The organism is Plantibacter sp. MDV22-iso1 (assembly GCF_058408345.1).
Window position 1 is genome coordinate 53,319 of record NZ_JBZVDY010000004.1, and the last position, 22,739, is coordinate 76,057.

Consider the following 22,739-nt stretch of genomic DNA (forward strand, 5'->3'; position numbering starts at 1 on the left):
TGGACACGTTCCGGATTCCGACGACGAAAGGCCGCGCGTGATCACCGCAGAGGACATCACGAGGCGTGCCGCGATCGCCGAGTACCAGGTCGTCGGTCGTCCGCCCGAGACGGACCTCGAGAGTCTCGTCCACCTCGCCGCGGCCATGTGCGACGTGCCGACCGCCGTGATCAACATCATCGACGACCGGTTCCAGCACCAGATCGCCGCGGTCGGGTTGGAACCGGCGAGCTGCTCGCGCGAGGACTCGATGTGCGCGGTCGTGTTCCAACAGCGGGTGCGGTCGATCGTCTCGGACGCTCGGGAGGACCCACGCTTCGCGGCGAACCCCTTCGTCACCGGTGAGCTCGCCAACGTCCGCTTCTACGCGTCGAGCCCGCTCATCACCCCCGACGGCGTCCCGATCGGCACCCTGTGCATCTTCGACGACCGTGTCCGAGAGCTGTCCGCGGAACAGGGCAAAGCCCTGGACCTCCTCGCGAGGCAGGTCGTCGACGTCCTCGAGCTGCTTCGCCTGACGCACGAGCTCGGCCAGTCCAACGAACAGCTCGCCCAGTTCGCCGGGCAGGTGAGCCACGACCTGCGCAACCCGCTCATGGCGGTCTCCGGGTTCCTCGAGCTCGCGACCGACAGTCCGGAGATGGTGAACGCGCCACACGCGGCGAAGGCGCTCGCGCGAGCCGAGTCCGCCGCCGACCGGATGGCGGCGATGATCACCGACCTGCTCGACTTCGCACGGATCGGTGGCGCCCGTCCGCGACGCGTCCCGATCGACCTCGAGCCGCTCGTGTCCTCCGTGGTCGAGGACCTCGACGCGACCATCACCTCGACCGGCGCGACCGTCGAGGTCGACACGCGCCTCCAGGTGCACGGCGACGAGACGCTGCTGCGAGCCCTGCTGCAGAACCTGATCGCGAACGCCGTGAAGTTCAGTGCGGCCGCCGGAGTCGTCCCGCACGTGCTCGTCCAGGCCGAGCGGGTCTCCGCCGGGGTGCTGGTCGCGGTCGAGGACAACGGTCCCGGCGTCGCTCCGGAGCAGCGTGAGCGCGTCTTCGACCTCATGGAACGCGCGGCGGGGAGCGAGGTCGCCGGCCTCGGCATCGGCCTCTCGACCTGCCGACGCATCGTCGAGGCGCACGGTGGCCGGATCGAGATCGACGAGTCGGGTCTCGGGGGAGCGAGCGTCTGGTTCCTGTTGCCCGACGCCCGGTCAGCGGGCTGAGCCGCCCGCGCGTGCGCGGTGCCTGCGGACGCCCGACCGGTTGGCGCACCGCACCGAGCAGTAGCGCTGACGGCCGTTGCGGGTGACGTCGACGACGACCCGCCGGCACGTGTCGCCGGGTTCGGTCCCCGCGGCACACCGACCGAGCCGCTGCATCCCCCTCGTCGTCAGGTGGAGGGCGGTCCCGACGCTGATCACCGCGGCCAGGACTTCGGGGAGCGCCTGATGCTCGTCGCGGTAGTGCAGGTGCCACCCCTCGCCGTCGTGGTCCGTCAGCCGCGGGAACGCGGCCGCGGAAGCCATCTGACGGTTGAGTGCGGTCGCCCTGGCCTGATCGTCTGCCGCGTCGACGACGGTCAGCCACTCGTCGACGACCCGGCGGACTCGGGCGTGGTCGTCGGTCACCTCGGTGAAGGGCATGGTCATCCCGTGCTCGCGGGTGCGGGCGACGATGCCGTGCCGGTCGTCGGGCCAGTCGTTCGCCAGCGACGCGGCCAGGAGGACAGCGTACGAACCGTAAGGGTTGAGATGCATAACGCCATTACATCATGGTGGAGTCATGACCCTCCTCGACGCACCCCCGCAGTCCTCCGAACCGTCGCCGAACGCCCTCGACGCCTGCCGCCACACCTGGGCGACGGAGTCGGCGCATATCACCTCGGAGGGGTCGCTGCGCTACCTCCGGTGTACCGCCTGCGGCAGTCGTCGGGTGGAACTGCGACCCCACGCCGACGAACCAGCGGTCGCGGTCACGCGCCAGGACATCCCGCCGCGGTGATGCAGCACCGAGACGGACCACGGTGACGTCCTCCCGCCGCGCGCGTTAGCGTTGGACGCATGCATGCGGGACCGCGCCCGCCCAGTGACGAGAGGAACCCCATGAGCGCCGACGTCTGGCTCGACAAGGAATCACCCGAGGTCTATCAGGCGCTCGTCGAGACCGGACGCGCCGCGGGTCGAGCGGCCCTCGCCACCGGCATCGACAAGCGGCTCATCGAGCTGATCCGGATCCGGGCCTCGCAGATCAACGGTTGCGCGTACTGCCTGCGCATCCACGTCGCCGATGCGATCGCGCTCGGCGAGACCACGGAACGCCTCGCCATCCTGTCCGCCTGGCGCGACAGCGAGTACTTCAGCCCGGTGGAGCAGGCAGCCCTCGCGATCACCGAGGACGTCACCCTCATCGCGGACGTGCAACATCGCCGGCGACTGCCGGACGACGACCTGTCGACGCTCACGAACGGTCAGATCGCCGCCGTCCGATGGCTGGCGATCGTCATCAACGCCTTCAACCGCGTCTCGATCACGAGCCACTACCCGGTGCGCCCGGAGCAGGCGGACTGACGGCGGTCAGTCCTTCCGGCGTCTCGCGCCGCGGAACCACGCTGCGACGCGGGTGCCCAGCCCGTCGGAGTACTCGTTCGAGAGGTCGAGCGTCTCCTGGCCGAGATCGCCACCGTTCCTGATCGACTCGAGCGCACGCAGTGCCCGGGCCTCCTGCTCGGCGGCTCGCTTCCGGCGGTCCTCATCACCCATGCGCCCAGCCTAGACGCGGTCGGCGGTGACGCCGCCGTTCACACCGTCACGTGGTGACGGCCGATCGGCAGCATGAGCGGCCTGCCCGAGGTCGGATCGGTGATGACCTGGTTCTGCAGTCCGAACACCGCGCGCACCGTCGACTCCGTCAGCACCTGGTGGGGCGTCCCCGCCGCATGGACGCGGCCGCCGGCGAGGGCGATGAGGTGGTCGGCGTATCGTGCGGCGAGGTTCAGGTCGTGGAGCACCATGACGATGGTCGTCCCGCGCGAACGGTTGAGGTCGGTGAGGAGGTCGAGCACCTCCACCTGGTGGCTCACATCGAGGAAGGTGGTCGGTTCGTCGAGGAGGAGCAGGTCGGTCTGCTGCGCGAGCGCCATCGCGATCCACACGCGCTGACGCTGTCCGCCGGACAGCTCGTCGACGTGCCGGTCCGCGAGCTCGCTCGTCTCGGTGGCGTCGAGGGCTGCGGCGACAGCGACGTCGTCCTCGGTGCTCCAGCGCGAGAGGAAGCCCTGGTGCGGGTGCCTGCCCCGGCCGACGAGGTCGGCGACCGTGATCCCCTCCGGCGCGATGGGCGACTGCGGGAGCAGGCCGAGCGTGCGTGCCAGCTGCTTCGCCGGCAGTCGGTGCACGTCCTTGCCGTCGAGGACGACGCGGCCGCTCCGAGGCGTCAGCAGGCGGGACATCGATCGCAGCAGCGTCGACTTGCCGCAGGCGTTCGCGCCGACGATCGCCGTCACCCGACCGGGCGGAACGAGGAGGTCGAGTCCGTCGATGACGGTCCGGTCGCCGTAGCCGAGTGCGAGTCGCTCGACGAGGAGCTGGTGTTCCGTGGTCACAGGGTGCCTCCGGGATGGTCGGGCGGCGTGCCGGTCACAGCGAGCCACCGGCGCGATTGGTGCGGATGATGAGCCAGATGAGGAACGGCGCCCCGAGCACCCCGGTCACGACGCCGACGGGGTAGCGTGCGCCGAGGAGGTACTGCCCGGTGAGATCGGCCACGAGGACGAGGAGGGCGCCCACGAGCGCGGCGGGCACGAGCATCGACCCGCCGCGGCCGACGATCCGCGAGGCGATGGGGCCGGAGAGGAACGCGACGAACGCGATGGGACCCGACGCCGCGGTCGCGAACGCGATCAGCCCGACGGCCGCGACGATGATGATCAACCGGGTCCGGCCGACGCGGACGCCGAGTGCGGCGGCGGTGTCGTCGCCGAGTCGGGTCGCGGCGAGGTTCCTCGACTGGGCAAGGAGGACGGGGCCGAGCACGAGCAGTGCCACGACGACCGGACCGAGCTGCGACCAGCTCGTCCCGTTGAGACTGCCGGTCAGCCACCGGGTGGCCTCCTGCAGGTCCCACTGGGCCGCCCGCGACAGGATGTACGTCGTGACGCTGTCGAGCATGGCGGCGACACCGATGCCGATCAGGATGAGTCGGGTTCCGGCGACGCCGCCGCGGTAGGCCAGGACGTAGACGAGGACCGCCACCGCGAGGCCGACGACGATGGCGAAGACCGACACCTCGGTCGCGCCGAGCGAGAGGGTGACGATCGCGAAGGCGGCGGCTGCGCTCGACCCGGCGCTGATGCCGATGATGTCCGGGCTCGCGAGGGGGTTCCGGAGCATCGTCTGGAAGGTGACGCCGGCCAGGCCGAACGAGGCGCCGGCGACGACCGCGAGGACCGCCCGGGGGAGCCGCAACCGTCCGACGGCGAAGGAGGCGCCCGGCACGTCGTGACCGAGGATGACGCGCACGACGTCGCTCGGCGGATAGAAGGTGTTGCCCACCATCAGCGAGATCAGGAAGACCGCGACGATGAGCGCGGCGAGGGCGGTCATGACGGCGACCCGGCGACGACGGCGCACCCGGCGTCCACCGACGACGCGGTCGATGGTCGAGGGCGTCTGCTCGTCGACGCCGGTCACAGGGCGCTCACCTTCTGGCGTCGGACGATCGCGATGAAGATCGGTGCGCCGATCAGCGCGGTGATGATGCCCACGTCGATCTCCGCGGGGCGGGCCACGATGCGGCCGAGGACGTCGGCGACGGTGAGGAGGATCGCCCCGACGACGGCGGAGAAGGGGAGGAGCCACCGGTGGTCGACGCCGACGATGAGCCGACAGGCGTGCGGTACGACGAGCCCGACGAAGCCGATGGGACCGGTGACCGCGGTCGCCGCCCCGCAGAGCACCACCGAACCGAGGGCCGCCGCACCGCGTGCGATGGCGACCCGTTCGCCGAGGCCGGCGGCGAGGTCGTCGCCGAGTGCGAGGGAGTTGAGGCCGCGGGCCGACAGCAGGCAGACGAGGAACCCGACGACGAGGAACGGTAGGACCTGCTCGAGCTGGACGAGGGTGGCGCCGCCAACGCCCCCGATCTGCCAGGACCGCACACTGCTCGCGATGTCGCCGCGGGGAAGCACGACGGCGGTGATGACGGAGGCGAGGGCGGCCGACGTCGCGGCCCCGGCGAGGGCGAGCTTGAGCGGGGTCGCGCCACCGCGGCCGAGCGAGCCGACCGTGTACACGAAGACCGCCGTGGCTCCGGCACCGATGATCGCGACCCAGACGGTGGTGTTCGCCGCTGCGAGCCCGAAGTACGCGAGACCGGTCACGACGGCGAGGGAGGCGCCGAGGTTGATCCCGAGGATGCCCGGGTCGGCGAGGGGGTTGCGGGTCACGCCCTGCATGACGGCGCCGGAGACGCCGAGCGCCGCACCGGCCACGACCGCCAGGAGCGTGCGTGGGATCCGCTTGGCCACCGCCGCCTGGTCGAAGCCGTCCACGCCACCTGCGAAGGCACCGAGGACCGCCGACCAGTCGACGTCGCGCGAGCCGATCGTCACGGAACCGACCATCGCGGCGAGGAGGACGAGGGCTGCGACGAGGAGCCAGAGCCCACGAACCCGCCTCGGGCGTCGCACGACGGCGACACCCGAGGCGGGTGGGGTGGCGGTGCCGGTGATCACGCCGCCTGGTCAGCCGCCTGCGCGAGCAGCTTCAGGTAGTCGTCCAGGATCCAGGAGATCGAGAGCGGCGTCGGGTTGGCGGCGGTTCCGAGCGGGCTGGTGCCGGGGAGGGCGACGATGGCGCGGTTCGCGACCGCGGGCATCTGCGACAGCAACGGGTCGGCCTCGAGTGCCGCGATGAGCTCGTCGCCGCCGTAGGTCACGATGATGTCGACGTCGCCGAACGCGTCGGCCTGTTCGGCGCTCTGCGTGAGGGAGAACGACTCGGTCTCGGCGGAGGCCGTCGCGATGCTCTCGGGGAACGCGAGGCCGAGGTCCTCGAAGAACGCGGTGCGGGTGTCGTGGGTCGTGTAATAGCTGACCTCGCTGAGGTCACTGGTGTCGACGTGGGTGAGGAACATCGCGGTCTTGCCCTCGAGCTGCGGATACGCCGCCGCCGCGTCGCTGATCTCGTCTTCGAGCTGCGTCACGAGTGCTTCGCCCTCGTCAGCCATGCCCATGGCCTCGCTGTTGAACAGGATGGTGTCGCGCCAGGACGTGCCCCAGGCGGTCTCCGGGTAGGCCACGACGGGGGCGATCTCGGTGAGGGTGTCGTAGTCCTCCTGGGTGAGCCCCGAGTATGCGGCGAGGATGACGTCGGGCTTCGTGTCGGCGACGGCTTCGAAGTCGATCCCGTCGGTCTCGTCGAAGAGCACCGGGGTCTCGGCGTCGAGCGCTTCGAGCTTCTCCTCGACCCAGGGGAGCATCCCGTCGCCGTCGTCGTCACCGAAGTTCGCAGCGGCCATCCCGACGGGCACGACGCCGAGGGCCAGTGGCACCTCGTGGTTCGCCCAGTTCACGGTGGCGACGCGCTCCGGCTTGGCGTCGATCGTCGTGGTGCCGAGGGCGTGCTCGATCGTGATCGGCGTGAAGCCGTCGCCGCTGCCGGTGCCTTCGTCGGCCGACGACGACGAGCAGGCCGCGAGGCCGATGGTGAGGAACGCCGCCGCGGAGAGGGCGATGAGACGTGGTGCGCGCTGCATGGGGTCCTTTCGGGTGCTGCTGGCTGACACCTGCGTGCGGGCACGACGAACGACGGCGCCCGAGGACGTCGTCGAGGGGTCGGGTATGGCGACCGTGAGCGGCCGGCATCATGCACGAGGAGAAGGAGATGAAGGGTTGCCTAACCAAAGTTAGCTGGCAACCGATCCTGGCGCAATCGAGCGGATCCGACGCGTTCCTTCGCGAATCGGACAACCGATCGCGGATCCACCGATCCGTCCTAGCGGTTCCGGAATCGCCCGGGGCTCATGCCGGTGACGCGGCGGAACGCGGTCCCGAACGCCGTCGACGAGCGGTACCCGACGGCGGTCGAGACCTCGTCGATGCTGTCACCCGCCGTGAGCCGGGTGATCGCGTGCTGGGCACGGGCGGCGGCGACCCAGCGGGTGAACCCCAACCCGGTCTCTGATTCGAAGGCGCGCGTCACCGTCCGGGTGCTCACGCCCAATCGGGTGGCCCAGTCGACGAGCGAGGTCGTGTCGGACGGGTCGATGCGTATGCGCTCGGCGATGGGTGCCAGGAGCGCCGACCGGGGGACTCGGAGGAGCAGCTCGTGCTCGGCCGGCTCCAGCACGTCGACGATGGCGGCCTCGGTGGTGGCACGCGCGCGGTCCTCGAGCTCGGCGTCGCTGAGCCGATCGAGCAGGAGACGCAGCAGAGGCGTCACCTCCACCGCCGTCGGCTGCTCGGAGATCGTCGGGACCCGATCGACGCTGAACATCGCGGCCCGCTGCCAGGTGCCCGCCGGGGTCCATCCGGTGTGGCGGACACCGGCCGGGATCCAGAGACCGTGGTGCGGGGTGACGGTCCAGACACGCTCGTCGACGCTCGCGGTGGATGCGCCGCGATCGTTCCACAGGAGCTCGTGCGTGGGGTGGGAGTGCTCGTCCCAGTGCGTGTCCCGCGCGATCCGCTCGGTGTTGCCGCGGATGACGAAGGGCACGGGGATCGCGCCGGCCTCGTAGAGGGGGAGTCGGCGGCGCGCCGGAGCCGTGTCCGTCGCGTCGAGGGACTGCTCCCACGGGTCGGCGGCGGCGGGGACTGGCACCGCTCCAGCGTACGGGGGTCCGCGCCGGACCGTCCCGCTTCAGCACTGCTTCAGCTCGTCCGCGCCAGACTGGGACGCGCCGCTCGACCGCCGACCGGCACGGAGCCTGGAGGTTGCACCGGATGCGGATACTCGTCGTGGACGATGAGGTGCGACTCGCCGACGGTGTTCGGAGAGGGCTCGAGGCGGAGGGCTTCGCGGTCGACCTCGCTGTGAACGGTGTCGACGGCCTGTGGATGGCCGGCGAGCATCGCTACGACGCCATCATCCTCGACATCATGATGCCGGGCCTCAGCGGCTACCGCGTCTGTCAGCAGCTCCGCGACGCGGGCGACTGGACCCCGATCCTCATGCTCACGGCGAAGGACGGCGACTGGGACCAGGTCGAGGCCCTCGACACCGGTGCCGACGACTTCCTGAGCAAACCGTTCTCCTTCGCGGTGCTCGTCGCACGGATCCGCTCACTCGTCCGGCGTGGATCGCGGGAGCGGCCGACGGTGCTCGAGATCGGCGAACTGCGGCTCGACCCGGCGTCGAAGCAGGTCCACCGGGGCGACGTCCCGATCGACCTGACCTCGCGCGAGTTCGCGGTCCTCGAGTTCCTCATGCGACGCGGGGGCGAGGTGGTGTCGAAGCGCGAGGTCCTGCAGAACGTCTGGGACGACGATTTCGAGGGCGACCCCAACATCGTCGAGGTCTACGTCGGACATCTCCGCAACAAGGTGGACCGCCCCTTCGAGCGTGCTTCGATCGAGACCGTGCGCGGGTTCGGATACCGGTTGGCGGGCGGTCGTGGCTGACGGCGGGCAGCACGGAGCGGTCGCGCCCCGACGGCGGCTGTGGCGCTCCGTCCGAGCCCGCGCGGCGCTCGGATCGGTGCTCGCGGTCGGACTCTTCCTCGGGGTCGGCTCCGCGGCGTTCGTCGGCCTGTTCTCCGCGGCGCTGCGTTCCGGCGTCGAACAGAGCGCCTCGGCCGAGGCGGAGAGCGTCTCGGCACAGCTCGTCGCGGCCGACGCGACGACGCTGCCCGAGGACGACGGTCGACTCCTGGTCCTCGTCGAGGACGGACGTGTCGTGGACCGGACGGACGACGAGATCGAGCTCCCGACGCCGATCCCGGACGGTGACGTGTTCGTCTCGGTCGTCGACGACGAGCCGGTGGTGTTCGCCAGTGAGGACGTCGACGTCGACGGCCGCGACCTCGTCGTCCTCGCGGGCCGTTCCCTCGAGGAGACCGACGACGCCGTCGGACTCGTGTCGATGCTTCTCCTCATCGCGGTGCCCGTGCTCGTCGGCCTCGTCGGCGGCCTGACCTGGCTACTCGTCGGGCGTGCGCTGGCGCCGGTGGAACGCATCCGCCGTGAGGTCTCGGAGCTCGGGGCGGGCGAGCTGCACCGACGGATCGAGGTCCCCGACACGGGCGACGAGATCGGTCGCCTCGCCGGGACGATGAACGGCATGCTCGAGCGGCTCGAGGACGCCCAGACGGCGCAGCGGCGGTTCGTGTCGGACGCCTCCCACGAGCTCCGCTCACCGCTTGCGGTGATCAGGCAGTACGCCGAGGTTGCGGCGCTCCACCCGGACCGGGTCGATCCGGCCGAGCTGTCCTCGATGGTCCTCGAGGAGGGTGCCAGGATGCAGGGGCTCGTCGAGTCACTCCTGCTCCTCGCGAAGCTCGACGAAGGGGCGGTGGGCACCGGGCGGCGCACGGTCGACGTCGACGACCTCCTATTGGCGGAGGCCGCTCGCCTTCGGTCTGCAGGCGGACTGCGTGTCGAGTCCGCGGCCGTCGCGGCGGCGAGGGGCGACGGCGACGACGTCCTGCTCGCCCGGGTGGTGCGGAACCTCGTCGACAACGCCGTCCGGCACGCGCGCTCCGTGGTCCGACTGGGATCCGCCACCGATGGTCGGTTCGTCAGGATCTCCGTGGAGGACGACGGCCCCGGCGTGCCGGTCGAGTCCCGCGCACACGTGTTCGAACGGTTCGTCCGCCTCGACGAGAGCCGTTCGCGTGACGCTGGCGGTTCGGGCCTGGGCCTGGCGATCGTGGCCGACGTCGTGCGGCTGCACGGTGGGTCGATCGAACTCGTCGACAGCGCGCTCGGCGGTGCGGCGTTCATCGTCACGCTCCCGGCGTCGTCCGCTTCCTGAACGCGGCTTCAGCTCGCTTCAGGTCCGCTTCAGCGCTCCTCGGACAGTCTGGGGCACATGAACGAGAACACCGCCTCCCAGCCCACCGATCGTACGCAGGACACCGCAGCCACCGAGCGCATCGAGCCCATCGACCGTGTCGAGACGACCGATCACACCGCCATCCCCGCGACCCCGGCGACCTCCGGGAAGTCGGCCTTCTGGCGCCGGAAGCCCGTGTGGATCACCGCGATCGTCGTCGGGGCCCTCGCCCTCGGTGGAGCCGGTGCCGCCTACGCCGTGGACGAGTTCGGCGACGCCGACGACGACCGCGTCACGGCGGCGTCGAACACCGACCGCGACGGTGGCACCGCCGTCGACGACGGTGACACCACGGCGGCGACCGACGACCGCGACGCCCGTGACGCCGACGACGTGCCGCTGACCGACACCGAGTTCGACGCGGCCTCGAAGGCGGCGCTCGCCGAGGCGAAGGGCGGTACCGTGACCGACGTCGACCGCAGTGACGACCCCGGCGAGGCGTTCGAGGTCGACGTCCTCCTCGAGAACGGCGACGAGCTCGAGATCACGCTCGACGCGGACTACGCCGTGGTCACGAGCGTGCTCGACCCGCGCGACTGACGGACGCACCCCGCCGGGTGCGGAACGACGAGAGCCGGACGGAATCCCAGGATTCCGTCCGGCTCTCGTCGTCTGTGTGGCGTGCTAGGAACGCGGCTTGCGGTCGTACGAGCCGCCGCCCGTGCCGCCCTCGTCGTCGCGTCGGCGGGCCGGGCCGCCGCGGTCGGGACGGAGCTCGATGAGCTTGCCGCTGATGCGGGTGTTCTCGAGACGGTCGAAGACGTCGTTGCCGAGGCTCGCCGGGAGTTCGACGATCGAGAAGTCCGGCTTGATCTGGATCGCACCGAAGTCCTCGCGCTTCAGACCACCCTCGTTCGCGAGCGCGCCCACGATCTGACGCGGGTCGACCTTCTGGCGACGACCCACGGCGATGCGGTACGGGGCCATCGGTCCGCTGGACGGGCGGCTGCGACGCTCGGGGCGGTCGCCCTGATCGCCGCGGTCGCTCCGGTCGCCGCGGTCGAAGCGCGAGCCGCGGTCACCGGAGTCGCGACGGTCGCGACCGGCGCGGTCGTTGCCGCGGTTGGTGTTGTCGAACTCCTCACGACGGCGGCGCTCGTCCTCCGCGGAGAGGAGCAGCGGCGTCTCGCCCTGGGACACGACGGCCAGCGCCGCGGCGACATCGGCCTCGGGGACATCGTGGTGCGAGACGTAGTGGCCGATGATCTCGCGGAAACGCTCGATGCGCTCGGTCTGGCCGAGCGCTTCGGTGATCGCGTCGTCGAAGCGGGTGAGGCGGGTCGCGTTGACGTCGTCGACGCTCGGCAGCTGCATCTGCGTGAGCGGCTGACGGGTGGCCCGCTCGATGGCCTTCAGCAGGTGGCGCTCGCGCGGTGTGACGAAGCTGATCGCGTCGCCCGTGCGTCCGGCGCGGCCGGTGCGACCGATGCGGTGCACGTAGGACTCGGTGTCGACGGGGATGTCGTAGTTGACGACGTGGCTGATGCGCTCGACGTCGAGACCGCGCGCGGCGACGTCGGTCGCGACGAGGATGTCGAGCTTGCCTGCCTTCAGCTGGTTGACGGTCCGCTCGCGCTGCACCTGGGCGACGTCGCCGTTGATGGCGGCAGCCGAGTAACCGCGTGCGCGGAGCTTCTCGGCGAGCGTCTCGGTCTCGTTCTTCGTGCGCGTGAAGATGATCATCGCGCTGAAGTTCTCGGTCTCGAGGATGCGGGTCAGCGCGTCCACCTTCTGCGGGTAGGAGACCGTCAGGTAGCGCTGCGTGATGCTGGCCGAGGTCGTGGTCTTCGTCTTGACCGTGATCTCTTCCGGGTTGTTCAGGTACTTCGCGGAGATGCGACGGATGGACGACGGCATCGTCGCGGAGAACAGCGCGACCTGCTTGTCCTTCGGGGTGTCGGCCAGGATCGTCTCGACATCCTCGGCGAAGCCCATCTTCAGCATCTCGTCGGCCTCGTCGAGCACGAGGTACTTGAGCTCCGTGAGGTCGAGGGTGCCCTTCTCCAGGTGGTCCATGATGCGACCCGGCGTGCCGACGACGATGTGGACGCCGCGACGGAGGGCCGACAGCTGGACGCCGTAGCCCTGGCCGCCGTAGACGGGCAGGACGTGGACGCCGCGCAGGTGGGTGGCGTACTTCTCGAACGCCTCGCAGACCTGGAGGGCGAGTTCACGGGTCGGTGCGAGGACGAGCGCCTGCGGCGTCTTCTGCGTGATGTCGAGGCGGGACAGGATCGGCAGGGCGAACGCCGCGGTCTTGCCGGTGCCCGTCTGTGCGAGGCCGACGACGTCGCGTCCCTCGAGCAGCAGCGGGATGGTGGCCGCCTGGATGGCGGACGGGGTCTCGTAGCCGACGTCCTTGAGTACCTTGAGCACCGCGTCGTCGAGGCCGAGGTCGGAGAAGGTCTGCGTAGCGCCGGCGGGTTCCGCCTCGGGCTGCGTCGTGGAATCAGAAGACGTCATACTCCTAACGGTAGTCGCAACGCAAGCGTTTGCAGGACATGGTCTGGAGCCGACCGGTCCGCGCCGTCGCCCGGGGCGCCCGCCTCACCGTCCTACAGGCTGCCCCAGCGCGCCCGGGCACCGCAGAAGAGTCCATAGGCGATCAGCCCGACGCCGACCACGAGCAGGATGACGACGCCGAACGGGAGCGCGGCCAATGCCGAGATGGCACCGTCCATGCCGGAGGCCTTCTCGGGGTCCTGGGTGGCGGCCGCGACGAGGAACAGGATGCCGACGGTGACCAGTGCGATCCCCTTGGCGACCCATCCGATGACGCCGAGGACGACGACGGCACGCTTCGTCGTGCCGGTGGGCGGGTGCACGTCCTCGAGGAACTTCCGCGTGACGCCCTTGAAGACGAAGAAGCCGCCGATGCCGATGACCACGAGGCCGACGACGATGACGACGAACACCCCGCCGGGGGAGGACAGGAGTGTCGCTGTGAGGCCCTGGCTGGACTGCGAGGAGTCCTGGCTGCCGCCGAGGGCGAAGGTCAGCGCGGTCGATCCGACGGCGAGGTAGGCGATCGCGCGTCCGGCGGTCGAGATCCGCTTGCTCCACCGCTTGCGGGTGTCGGATTCGCGCACGAGGAAGGCGGAGATCGCCGTCCAGAGACCGAGGGCGAACAGGCCGACGGCGACGACCCAGATGATGACGATCCCGCCGGGCGTGCCTGCAAGCGTCTTGAGCGCACCCGACTGGTCCGCGTCACCGCCGCCGCCGGATCCACCGCTCGCGCCGGACAGGGCGATGGAGATCGCGATCCCGCCGATGAGGACGTGGAGCAACCCGTTGACGGCGTGACCGGTGCGGGCGAGCGTGCGGAGGGTCGTGCTGTTGTGTGCGGTTCCAGCGGCTTGGTCTGCGGCGGCGCGTGCGTTCTCAGGCATCAGACCACGGTAGCGGCCGGGTTCCCGACCACCAGGGGGGGTTGCGCGCCGTGCCGGTGGACCGGCGTCGTCGATCGAGCACCGATCCGAGCGGCACCTCGTTTCCGAATGACACGCATGCCCGTGAACCCCTCGCGTCCCGCCCCGCCGGACGACCCCTCCGTGATCACCGCCGATGCGACCGCGCTCGGCCTGGGACGCGTCACCGTGGACACCGATCTCGGACCGGTCACCGTCCGTGCGGGGCGCGAAGCGGGTGGACCGGCAACGATCCTGCTGCACGGCGCCGCCGGTTCCTGGACCACCTGGTCACCCCTCCTCCGCGCCGACGACGAGCGGGGCGCGGTCGTCGACGACGTCATCGCCGTGGATCTCCCGGGGTGGGGTGCATCGGCACTTCCCGCCGCCGATCCGGTGACGGTCGGAGACCTCTCCACCGCCGTCGCGACCGTCGCCCGCTCGCTCGGCTACCTGTCCTGGCGTCTCGTCGGGCATTCGCTCGGCGGGTTCGTCGCGCTCGACCTCGCCGTCCGCGAACCCGAGGCGACGATCCGGGTCGACCTCGTCTCACCGACGGGGATCGGGGTCGTCGAGGCGATCCGGCAGCCGCTCGGTGGCGGCGCCCGGCTCCCGTGGTTCGCGGGCATGCTCCTCGCGATGCGGATGCTGCAGGCGCTCGGCGGACGCGGGCCAGGGCTCGTCCGCGCGCTGAACCGGATCGGTCTGCTCGCACCGCTCATGTCGCCCCTGTTCGGACGACGTCGGGACCTCGACCGCTCGGTCGTCGACGCGCTCGCAGCCGACGTCCGGCCGGCGTCGTTCCTCCTGGCGGCCCGAGCGGCCGCCGCCTACGACCTGCACGTCTGGCGCGGCGTGCGGTGTCCCGTCCGCTGCATGACGGGCGACCGCGACGTCTTCGTCGGGCCCGACGATGCAGCCGTCCTCACCGCTCTCGTCCCGGACCTGCGACTGCGCACCCTGCCGGCGACCGGGCACTTCGCGGCGGTGGAACACCCGGAGGCCGTGCTCGATCTCTTCACCTCGGAGTGATCCGCGTGGCCTCACGGGTGCAGCGACGTCGGCATCCGCTATCCTGGTCCTCTGCCCGACTTCGTGGTTGGGGTGGTTGATCGTCCGCACCGTGCTGCACCCGCGCCGTGTGTCGAGCATCGATCTGGGGCTGGAAACCCCCAGCACCCACACCCCTCGCACGGAGGTCCTCCTTGTCTGCATCCGCAGCCACCGCATCGCATCCCACCACAGCACCGTCCGGTTCCCCGGCCCGCCGCTGGTGGGTCCTCGTCGTCCTCGCGATGACGCAGCTCATCGTCGTCCTCGACGGCACGATCGTGAACATCGCCCTTCCGGCAGCCCAGCAGGAGCTCGAGCTGTCCGACACGCAGCGTCAGTGGGTCGTCACGGCCTACGCCCTCGCGTTCGGCGCGCTGTTGCTGCTCGGTGGCCGCATCGCCGACTACTGGGGCCGGAAGCGCACCTACCTGGTCGGCATGGTCGGCTTCGGCGCCGCATCGGCCTTCGGCGGGTTCGCCCAGAGCGGGACCGAACTCATCATCGCGCGCGGCCTGCAGGGCGTGTTCGCCGCGCTCATGGCGCCCGCCGCACTCGCGCTCCTCACCGTCACCTTCGCCCACGGCCGCGACCGCAACACGGCCTTCGCCGTCTTCGGTACCGTCGCCGGTGCCGGGGCGGCCGTGGGCCTGATCCTCGGCGGCGTGCTGACCGAGTTCGTCGACTGGCGCTGGTGCCTGCTCGTCAACGTGCCCTTCGTGATCGTCGGACTCATCGCCGGCCTCATCCTCGTGACCGAGAGCAAGGCCGAGGGCGACAACCGCTACGACTGGCTCGGTGCGATCACGGTCATCCTGGGCCTCGGTTCCCTCGTCTACGGCTTCACGCTGGCCGAGGGCGGCTGGGGGAGCGCCGACACCATCGGCTTCCTCGCGCTCGGTGCGGGACTCCTCTCCCTCTTCGTCTTCATCGAGATGCGTGTCGCGCAGCCTCTGCTCCCGCTGCGCATCGTGGCCGACCGGGTCCGCGGCGGTGCCTTCCTCATGCAGATGATCGTCGGCAGCGTCATGATCGGTGCCCTGCTCTACCTGACGTTCCACCTGCAGATCGTGCTCGGCTTCCCGCCGCTCGAGGCGGGCATCGCGACCCTCCCGATGACCGTCGCGATCATGATCGTCGCCCCGATCGCCACGAAGCTCCTGCCGGCCATCGGCCCGCGCCCGCTGCTCATCATCGGTCCGCTCGTCGCGGCGGCCGCCCTCGTATACCTCAGCCGCATCACGGCCGACGGCGACTACTTCGTCCAGGTGCTGCCGGCGCTGCTCGTGCTCGGGATCGGCATGGCGATGATCTTCGTCCCGATGCAGAACCTCGCGCTGACGGGAGTCGCCCCGCACGACGCCGGTGCGGCCTCCGCCACGGCGAACGCCTCCATGCAGATCGGTGGGTCGATCGGCCTGTCGGTCTTCACCACGGTCTACGCGAGTGTCACCGACCAGGCGACGGTCACGGATCAGGCCTCGCAGCTCGTGGCGTTCACCCAGGGCTACTCGGCGGCGTTCATCGCGGCTGCGGTCGGCCTCGTGATCGCGAGCGTCATCGCGGTCGTCTGCATCCGCGGTCGCAAGGAGGACCTCCTGCCCTCGGGTGACCAGCAGGCCGTCCACCTGGGCTGAGCGGGACGGCGCCGCTTCGTCGAGCACAAGCCTCCTGACAGCAGGGTGCCGTCGGCGTACCGTGTCCGACATGGCCAGCACCGCGATCGTCCTCACCGTCCCCGGACCGCACGGCGACCGCGAGGTGCGTCTCTCCAGTCCCGACCGCGTGCTCTGGGAGGCGTCCGGTGTCACGAAGCGGGAGCTCGCGGAATACCTCATCGAGGTCGCGCCGGCCTTCCTCGCCGCCAACGGCGACCGTCCGGTGTCCCTGCAGCGGTTCCCAGGCGGCGTGGACGGCGAGTGGTTCTTCTCGAAGAACCCGCCGAAGGGGGCGCCGGAGTACGTCCGGGCGGTCGACGTCGTGTATCCGAGTGGCCGGCGGCATCCGCAACTCGTCCTCGACGAGGCGGCTGCGGTCGTCTGGGCTGCGCAGATGAACACGGTCGTGTTCCACCCGTGGCCGTCACGGGCGTCGGACACCGACCACCCGGACGAACTGCGGATCGACCTCGACCCGCAGCCGGGAACCGACTTCGCCGACGCCGTGCGCGTTGCGGGCTCGCTGCAGGAGCTGTTGACGGAGGTCGGTCTGACGGGGTTCGTGAAGACCTCCGGCAACCGAGGTGTCCACGTGTTCGCGCCCATCGAGCCGGAGCACGAGTTCCTCGACGTCCGGCACGCCGTGATCGCCGCGGCTCGGGAACTGGAGCGACGGGATCCCGACCGGGTCACGACCTCGTGGTGGAAGGAGGAGCGCGGTGAACGCATCTTCGTCGACTACAACCAGGCGAACCGCGATCGGACGATGGCCGGCGCCTACAGCCCGCGTTCGCTGGCCTCGGCGACCGTCTCGTGTCCGGTGACCTGGGACGAACTCCCCGAGATCGACCCGGGCTCGTTCACAGTGCGGACCGTCCCGGAGCGACTCCGGACGACCGGCGACCCGTGGGCCGGCATGCACGACACCGCTGGGCGCATCGACGTCCTCCTGCAGTGGTGGGAGCGGGACCTCGAGCAGGGGCTGGGCGAGCTCCCGTTCCCTCCCGACTTCCCGAAGATGCCGGGCGAGCCGCCACGGGTGCAGCCGAGTCGCGCCAGACACGCCGAGGACTGAGCCCACCCGGACGCACGAACGCCCGGTGATCGTGGATCACCGGGCGTTCTCTGGACTCAGGCGCTATTCGGCCTTACCGAGGGCGAAGCGGACGCCGCCCTGCTCGTCGATCTGCGCGTCGAGGACCGCGTCGCTCAGGGCGACGGCTGCGGACTCCTCGAGGAAGACGGTTGCTCCGGCGCTTTCGATGACCTGGTCGGCCTCGTGCGGCGTCGCCGTCATGGTGACTTCGAAGTTGTTGTCGTCGGAGCTGCTGCTGATGCGCAGTCCGGCGCCGTGCGTGAGCGACGACGCGTCGTCCGGGACGACCAGTCCCGGGGTGAGTGGTGCGTTCTCGGCGAGGGTCTTGACGACTCGGCCGGCGTTCTCGGTCAGGGTGAGCATGTGTGTTCTCCGTTCCGTTCGCGAATACGAGTTCCCCACCATGCTCGGGTTCTCGGCGAGATGCCACCCCGAGGCCGATCCTCTGCGGGAACTGCCAAGCAACTCTGCAGGGATTCACACCTCCGCGCTGCTCGTAGCACAGCTCGGGCGATCGTCCCTTGGGGGGCCGTCCGGTGGAGTGGGCTGCTAGCGTCGAACGTGCTGTCCGGCGCGTGCATCCCGCCCCACGGCACCCCCCAACACCCCAGCCCGAGGAGTCCTATGACCACCGTCGCCGCCATCATCAAGCCCACCGCCGACGCGCCGTTCGAGGTCGGCGCCATCGAGCGCCGTACGCCGCGCGCCAACGACGTCGTCATCGACGTCCACTACGCCGGCATCTGCCACAGCGACATCCACCAGGCCCGCGAGGAATGGGGCAAGGCCATCTTCCCGATGGTCCCCGGTCACGAGATCGCCGGCATCGTCACCGAGGTCGGCGACGCGGTCACCAAGCACCAGGTCGGCGACCGCGTCGGCATCGGCTGTTTCGTCGACTCCTGCCGCGAGTGCGAGAACTGCCTCGCCGGCGAGGAGCAGTTCTGCCTGAAGGGCAACGTCGCCACCTACAACGGCCGCGAGTACGACGGCGAGCCCACCTACGGCGGCTACAGCAAGCAGATCGTCGCCGACGAGAACTACGTGCTGAGCATCCCCGAGGGCATCGAGCTCGACGTCGCGGCACCCCTGCTGTGCGCCGGCATCACCACCTACTCGCCGTTGAAGCACTGGGGCGCCGGTCCCGGCAAGCAGGTCGCCATCGTCGGGATGGGTGGTCTCGGCCACATGGGCGTCAAGATCGCCCACGCCCTCGGCGCAGAGGTGACCGTGCTCAGCCAGACGACCTCGAAGGAGGAGGACGGCAAGCGCTTCGGGGCCGACCACTACTACGCGACCGGCGAAGAGGGCACCCTGAAGTCGCTCCGCGGACGCTTCGACCTCATCATCAACACGGTCTCCGCCGACCTCGACATCGACGCCTACCTGTCGACCCTCAAGCTCAACGGCTCGATGGTCTTCGTCGGACTGCCCGAGAACACGCAGCAGTTCCGGGTGTTCTCGCTCGTCGGTGGCCGCCGCTCGCTCGCCGGCTCGAACATCGGCGGCATCCGCGAGACGCAGGAGATGCTCGACTTCTGCGCTGAGCACGGCATCGGTTCGCAGATCGAGCTCATCGGTGCCGACGAGGTCGAGGGCGCCTACGACCGCGTGGTCCGCAGCGACGTCCGCTACCGCTTCGTCATCGACACGGCGACGATCGGCTGATCGCACCGATACCCTGAGAGCATGATCCGGCTCCCGTTCCGTCGTCCAGGCGGAGCGGGAGCCGTTCCTCGTGAACCCCTCGGCCGCGAGGTCCTCGTCCTCGGCGGTGTCGCGTTCTTCGTGATGCTCGGGTTCGGTGTCGTGATCCCGGTCCTGCCCGTGTACGTGCGCAGCTTCGGCGTCGGCTACCTCGAGGTCGGCGCGGTCGTCTCGGTCTTCGCGCTCATGCGGCTCATCGCGAACCCGTTCGTGGGTGCGCTCGTCGATCGGATCGGCGAGCGGGTGGTGCTGGCGTCCGGCATCGGGATCGTCGCGGTGTCGAGCGCGCTCGTCGGGCTCGCGGCGGACTATCCGCAGCTGCTCCTGCTCCGCGGGGTCGGAGGGATCGGGTCGGCGATGTTCTCCGTCGCCGCGATGACGCTGCTGCTGCGCACCACCCCACCGCACCGTCGCGGGCGGGCGGTCGGGTTCTACCAGGGCGGGTTCCTCGTCGGCGGCATGGCCGGACCGGCCGTCGGTGGCCTGCTCGCGACCATCTCGCTCACGGCACCGTTCTTCTTCTACGCCGGGACCCTCACGGTCGCCGGCGTCCTCGGACTCGTGATGCTGCGCGGCAGTCGGATCGCCGCGCCGGTCGAGACCGCCACGCAGGCCGAGCCCTTCCGCACGGTCCTCGCCGATCGCCGGTACCAGGCGGCGCTCCTCGCGAACTTCGCGAACGGCTGGGCGTCGATGGGCGTCCGGGGCGCACTCGTTCCGGTCCTCGTCGTGGAGGCGCTCCATGAGGAGGCAGCCTGGACCGGGATCGCCTTCGCGATCGCCGCTGTCGCGCAGACGCTCGCGCTCGGTCCCGCCGGCCGCTTCGTCGACACCGTCGGACGACGACCCGCGATGCTCGTCGCGTTCCCGGTCGCGGCGGCGGCGCTCCTCGCCATGCCGTTCGTCGGCGAGCTCTGGCTGCTGGTCGTCGCCCTCTGCGTCTACGGTGTCGCGGCGGCCTTCCTCGGGACCGCTCCGGCGGCGGCCGTCGGAGACGCCGCGGGTGGTCGGGGTGGTCGGGCCGTCGCGGTCTTCCAGGCGACGTCCGACCTCGGCGCCATCGTCGGCCCGCTGGTCGCCGGCGCACTGCTCGACGCCTTCTCGTTCCCCGCGGCGTTCGGCTCCGCGGTCGTGCTCATGCTGCTCGTCCCCGTGCTCGCGTCCCGCATGCCGCGGGAGCACCGGAACCAGCCGACGACCGCCTAGCGGGACTGGAGTCGCAGGCCCACCGAGGTGGTGATGTCCTCACGCTGACCGCCGGAGTGGACGAGCTGCTCGCCGTCGACCGTCAATTGGCTGGCGTGTTCCGCGAGTGCCGCGGCGACGATCGGGAGGCGGTGCCCGAGTGGGAACCACACGGCGTCGTCGCCCAGCGGTTCCAGGTCGGTGCGGTGGTGCACGAGTTCCGCGAAGGGCACCCCGCTCCTCCGCGCGGCGACGATCGCGGCCTCGTGCATCCGGAGGTGGTCCGGGTGCCCGTACCCGCCACCGTGGTCGTAGCTGACGACCAGGTCCGGCGAGACGTGTCCGATGACCGCGACGAGGTCGTCCGCGACGTCGTCGAGCGGAGCGAGCGAGAACGCACCGGGGGAGACGTCGTCAGCGGGGCCGGCGAGTCCCTCGCGCACCCACCGCATGCCCGAGTCCACGTATCGCGTCGACGTCCCCGGTCGGGCCGCCGGACCCGTCCCCAGCCAGAACTGCTCGGCCACGCCGAGCGTGCGGCAGGCGGCGGCGAGCTCCGACTCGCGGTGGGACGCGAGAGCAGCGGTTCCGGCGAGGGACCGGAGCGGGCCGTCGACGACCTCGCCGCGCTCGCCTCGCGTGGCCGTCACGAGGACGACGCGAGCACCGTGGTCCACGAGTTCGGCGATGAGCGCGCCCGAAGCGAGGGTCTCGTCGTCGGGATGCGCGTGCGCGAACAGGACGGTGCGCCCGCTGTCGATGAGCGGGAGGAGTCCGTGGTTCACGAGGTCGAGGTCGCCGGGGCGGTGGCGACGGCGGGAGCGTTCTCGACCAGGGTCCGGTAGACGTCGACGAGGGCGTCTCCCGAGCGCTGCCAGTCGAACCGCTCCGCCCGACGTCGCGCTGCCGAACCGAGCTGCGCGAGCCGCTTCGGGTCGCCCAGGATGGACGAGACCGCAGCACCCCAGATGTGCGGGTCGCGGGAGTCGATGACGATGCCCGTCTCTCCGTCGACGACGGCCTCCCGCAATCCGCCTGAGGCGGCCACGACGGTCGGCACGCCGCTCGCCGCGGCTTCGAGCGCGACGAGACCGTACGTCTCCGAGTGCGAGGGGACGAGCACGAGCGTGCTCTCGCGGAACAGCGTGGCGAGTCCGATGCGCGACTGCGGCCCGACGAAGCGGACGTCGTCGGCGACACCGAGGTCGCGGGCGAGGGCGGCGAGTTCCTCGGCGTAGCGGTCGTAGTCGACGGAGACGTCCCCGGCGATGACGAGTTCGGGGCGGAGCTCGGGCGCGACCGCGGCGATGGTCTCGATGGCGAGGTCGAAGCCCTTCAGCGGGTGGAGGCGACCGGCGACCACCGCGGTCGGGCGACCGGAACGAGGACCGTCGAGCGGGTGGAACAGCGTCCCGTCGACACCGGGTGGCACGATCGACACCCGGTCGGGGCGGGCTCCGAGCCGCGCGATCGCGGTGTCGGCCTCGGCCGCGCTGATCGCGACGACCGCGTCCGACTCCGCGGCGAGCCGTGCCTCGCCGGCCAGGCGCCCGGGGGACTCGGCGCGCTCGCCGTGCGAGAGCGGGGTGGTGGACTCGGCGGCGATGCTGTGGAAGCTCTGCACATGCGGGATCCCCAGTTCCCGCGCGAGGGGGAGTGCGGCCATGCCGGAGAACCAGTGGTGGGCGTGCAGGACGTCGTATCGCGGCAGTCGGGCGAGTTCCGAGCGGAAGTCGTCGACGAACTCTTCGTGCCGACCCTTCGCGACCGGTTCGGCGGGACCGGCGTCGAGGAAGCGCAGGGTCACGCCGGGGGCGAGGGATGCGGCGGACGGCTGGTCGGCAGATGACCGCCGGGTGATGACGTCGACCTCATGGCCCGCTGCGCCCATCGCGACGGCCTGATGACGGACCACGACGTTCATCCCGCCGGCGTCACCGGAACCCGGCTCGTCACCGGGACTGGTGTGGAGCGAGATCATCGCGATGCGGAGGGGCTGGGGTTGCGAGGGCACCAGACGAGCCTAGTAGCCGTGGGCGTCCCAGCCCCTCGTGACGGAGACACCAGAACGTGCTCGCACATCCGACGCCGGAGCGTGAGAATGATCGCGAGACGAGCGCGACGATGCGCCCGTCCAGGCGAAAGGGACGATCATGACGACGCTCAACCCGTACCTCGGCTTCCGCGGGACAGCCCGTGAGGCGATGGAGTTCTACCAGGGGGTCTTCGGCGGCGAACTGACGGTGTCGACGTTCGGCGACTTCGGTGCCGCGGTCGAGCCGGACGAGGTCGATCTGGTGATGCACTCCCAGCTGACTGGCGACGCCGGGGTCGTGTTCATGGGGTCGGACACGCCGAAGCACATGGACTACCGAGAGGGCAGCAACTTCTCGATGTCGCTGAGTGGGTCGGACACCGACGAGACCCAATTGCGCGAGTACTTCGAGCGGCTCTCTGATGGCGGCACCGTCCAGCAGCCGCTGAGCGTGGCGCCCTGGGGCGACTCCTTCGGCATGGTGCAGGACCGCTTCGGGATCACCTGGCTGGTGAACATCGCCGCCCCTGCAGAGGGGTGACGTGAG

24 protein-coding genes are annotated in these 22,739 nt (G+C 70.6%); 12 read left to right on the forward strand and 12 right to left on the reverse strand.

What is annotated here, in order from left to right; genetic code table 11:
* The first annotated feature begins 37 nt into the window (after positions 1-37).
* On the forward strand, positions 38-1,222 hold the full coding sequence (locus tag AC4PMY_RS17270; protein WP_491623284.1) for a sensor histidine kinase: 1,185 nt from the start codon (positions 38-40) through the stop codon (positions 1,220-1,222).
* On the opposite strand, the gene AC4PMY_RS17275 is transcribed toward AC4PMY_RS17270, so the two are convergent.
* Positions 1,211-1,756, reverse strand: a complete 546-nt coding sequence (locus AC4PMY_RS17275; protein ID WP_491623285.1) for a CGNR zinc finger domain-containing protein — start codon at positions 1,754-1,756, stop codon at positions 1,211-1,213. The two genes, AC4PMY_RS17270 and AC4PMY_RS17275, sit on opposite strands and share 12 nt — an antisense overlap.
* Before the next feature lie 25 nt (positions 1,757-1,781).
* On the opposite strand from AC4PMY_RS17275, the gene AC4PMY_RS17280 reads away from it, so the two are divergent.
* Together AC4PMY_RS17280 and AC4PMY_RS17285 are read left to right on the forward strand one after the other, a co-directional pair.
* A complete protein-coding gene (locus AC4PMY_RS17280; protein WP_064295452.1) occupies positions 1,782-2,000 on the forward strand; it encodes a hypothetical protein in 219 nt (72 codons plus the stop codon).
* Positions 2,001-2,101: 101 nt separating this feature from the next.
* Positions 2,102-2,566 (forward strand): carboxymuconolactone decarboxylase family protein, encoded by a 465-nt coding sequence (locus AC4PMY_RS17285; RefSeq protein WP_064295451.1) that lies wholly within the window; start codon positions 2,102-2,104, stop codon positions 2,564-2,566.
* 6 nt (positions 2,567-2,572) lie between these two features.
* Here AC4PMY_RS17285 and AC4PMY_RS17290 read toward each other — a convergent pair whose 3' ends face one another.
* The 6 genes from AC4PMY_RS17290 to AC4PMY_RS17315 form a co-directional block, all read right to left on the reverse strand.
* Positions 2,573-2,758, reverse strand: coding sequence for a hypothetical protein (locus tag AC4PMY_RS17290; RefSeq protein WP_064295450.1), 186 nt, complete (start codon positions 2,756-2,758; stop codon positions 2,573-2,575).
* A gap of 38 nt (positions 2,759-2,796) precedes the next feature.
* Positions 2,797-3,600 (reverse strand): ABC transporter ATP-binding protein, encoded by an 804-nt coding sequence (locus AC4PMY_RS17295; RefSeq protein ID WP_491623286.1) that lies wholly within the window; start codon positions 3,598-3,600, stop codon positions 2,797-2,799.
* 34 nt (positions 3,601-3,634) lie between these two features.
* The gene (locus AC4PMY_RS17300; protein WP_491623287.1) at positions 3,635-4,687 is read right to left on the reverse strand and encodes a FecCD family ABC transporter permease; all 1,053 of its coding nucleotides are present in this window, start codon (positions 4,685-4,687) and stop codon (positions 3,635-3,637) included.
* Entirely contained in the window at positions 4,684-5,727 is a 1,044-nt protein-coding gene (locus AC4PMY_RS17305; protein ID WP_491623376.1) for a FecCD family ABC transporter permease, read from the reverse strand. The genes AC4PMY_RS17300 and AC4PMY_RS17305 overlap by 4 nt, the downstream gene beginning before the upstream one ends.
* On the reverse strand, positions 5,727-6,752 hold the full coding sequence (locus AC4PMY_RS17310) for an iron-siderophore ABC transporter substrate-binding protein (protein WP_491623288.1): 1,026 nt from the start codon (positions 6,750-6,752) through the stop codon (positions 5,727-5,729). Before AC4PMY_RS17310 ends, AC4PMY_RS17305 begins: the two co-directional genes overlap by 1 nt.
* Before the next feature lie 239 nt (positions 6,753-6,991).
* Complete coding sequence (locus tag AC4PMY_RS17315; protein WP_071260670.1) at positions 6,992-7,819, reverse strand: helix-turn-helix domain-containing protein; 828 nt, start codon at positions 7,817-7,819, stop codon at positions 6,992-6,994.
* A gap of 122 nt (positions 7,820-7,941) precedes the next feature.
* On the opposite strand from AC4PMY_RS17315, the gene AC4PMY_RS17320 reads away from it, so the two are divergent.
* From AC4PMY_RS17320 to AC4PMY_RS17330, 3 genes are read left to right on the forward strand one after another with little or no spacing between them, the layout of a single operon-like run.
* Positions 7,942-8,619 (forward strand): response regulator transcription factor, encoded by a 678-nt coding sequence (locus tag AC4PMY_RS17320; RefSeq protein WP_491623289.1) that lies wholly within the window; start codon positions 7,942-7,944, stop codon positions 8,617-8,619.
* Complete coding sequence (locus AC4PMY_RS17325) at positions 8,612-9,970, forward strand: sensor histidine kinase (protein WP_491623290.1); 1,359 nt, start codon at positions 8,612-8,614, stop codon at positions 9,968-9,970. The genes AC4PMY_RS17320 and AC4PMY_RS17325 overlap by 8 nt, the downstream gene beginning before the upstream one ends.
* Positions 9,971-10,027: 57 nt before the next feature.
* A complete protein-coding gene (locus tag AC4PMY_RS17330) occupies positions 10,028-10,591 on the forward strand; it encodes a hypothetical protein (protein WP_064295444.1) in 564 nt (187 codons plus the stop codon).
* Between the two features lie 84 nt (positions 10,592-10,675).
* On the opposite strand, the gene AC4PMY_RS17335 is transcribed toward AC4PMY_RS17330, so the two are convergent.
* Positions 10,676-12,514: a DEAD/DEAH box helicase gene (locus tag AC4PMY_RS17335; RefSeq protein WP_064295443.1), complete on the reverse strand. Its 1,839-nt coding sequence runs from the start codon at positions 12,512-12,514 to the stop codon at positions 10,676-10,678.
* Positions 12,515-12,606: 92 nt separating this feature from the next.
* Positions 12,607-13,443, reverse strand: coding sequence for a DUF1206 domain-containing protein (locus tag AC4PMY_RS17340; protein WP_064295496.1), 837 nt, complete (start codon positions 13,441-13,443; stop codon positions 12,607-12,609).
* 117 nt (positions 13,444-13,560) lie between these two features.
* On the opposite strand from AC4PMY_RS17340, the gene AC4PMY_RS17345 reads away from it, so the two are divergent.
* The 3 genes from AC4PMY_RS17345 (at position 13,561) to ligD (ending at position 17,244) form a co-directional block, all read left to right on the forward strand.
* The gene (locus tag AC4PMY_RS17345; RefSeq protein ID WP_064295495.1) at positions 13,561-14,493 is read left to right on the forward strand and encodes an alpha/beta fold hydrolase; all 933 of its coding nucleotides are present in this window, start codon (positions 13,561-13,563) and stop codon (positions 14,491-14,493) included.
* A 173-nt stretch (positions 14,494-14,666) separates the two neighbouring features.
* A complete protein-coding gene (locus AC4PMY_RS17350) occupies positions 14,667-16,148 on the forward strand; it encodes an MFS transporter (RefSeq protein ID WP_064295442.1) in 1,482 nt (493 codons plus the stop codon).
* Positions 16,149-16,218: 70 nt separating this feature from the next.
* A complete protein-coding gene (gene ligD / locus AC4PMY_RS17355) occupies positions 16,219-17,244 on the forward strand; it encodes a non-homologous end-joining DNA ligase (protein WP_491623291.1) in 1,026 nt (341 codons plus the stop codon).
* 63 nt (positions 17,245-17,307) lie between these two features.
* On the opposite strand, the gene AC4PMY_RS17360 is transcribed toward ligD, so the two are convergent.
* Positions 17,308-17,628 (reverse strand): hypothetical protein, encoded by a 321-nt coding sequence (locus tag AC4PMY_RS17360; RefSeq protein WP_064295440.1) that lies wholly within the window; start codon positions 17,626-17,628, stop codon positions 17,308-17,310.
* A gap of 261 nt (positions 17,629-17,889) precedes the next feature.
* On the opposite strand from AC4PMY_RS17360, the gene AC4PMY_RS17365 reads away from it, so the two are divergent.
* Both AC4PMY_RS17365 and AC4PMY_RS17370 read left to right on the forward strand, forming a co-directional pair.
* On the forward strand, positions 17,890-18,933 hold the full coding sequence (locus AC4PMY_RS17365) for an NAD(P)-dependent alcohol dehydrogenase (protein WP_491623292.1): 1,044 nt from the start codon (positions 17,890-17,892) through the stop codon (positions 18,931-18,933).
* A 21-nt stretch (positions 18,934-18,954) separates the two neighbouring features.
* Positions 18,955-20,178, forward strand: coding sequence for an MFS transporter (locus tag AC4PMY_RS17370; RefSeq protein WP_491623293.1), 1,224 nt, complete (start codon positions 18,955-18,957; stop codon positions 20,176-20,178).
* Here the strand turns inward: AC4PMY_RS17370 and AC4PMY_RS17375 are convergent.
* Positions 20,175-20,942 (reverse strand): PIG-L family deacetylase, encoded by a 768-nt coding sequence (locus tag AC4PMY_RS17375; RefSeq protein ID WP_064296123.1) that lies wholly within the window; start codon positions 20,940-20,942, stop codon positions 20,175-20,177. The two genes, AC4PMY_RS17370 and AC4PMY_RS17375, sit on opposite strands and share 4 nt — an antisense overlap.
* Positions 20,939-22,171, reverse strand: coding sequence for a glycosyltransferase (locus tag AC4PMY_RS17380; RefSeq protein WP_082916161.1), 1,233 nt, complete (start codon positions 22,169-22,171; stop codon positions 20,939-20,941). Before AC4PMY_RS17380 ends, AC4PMY_RS17375 begins: the two co-directional genes overlap by 4 nt.
* A gap of 136 nt (positions 22,172-22,307) precedes the next feature.
* Between AC4PMY_RS17380 and AC4PMY_RS17385 the strand changes: the two genes are divergently transcribed.
* Positions 22,308-22,733, forward strand: a complete 426-nt coding sequence (locus AC4PMY_RS17385; RefSeq protein ID WP_194644843.1) for a VOC family protein — start codon at positions 22,308-22,310, stop codon at positions 22,731-22,733.
* Positions 22,734-22,739: the final 6 nt, after the last annotated feature.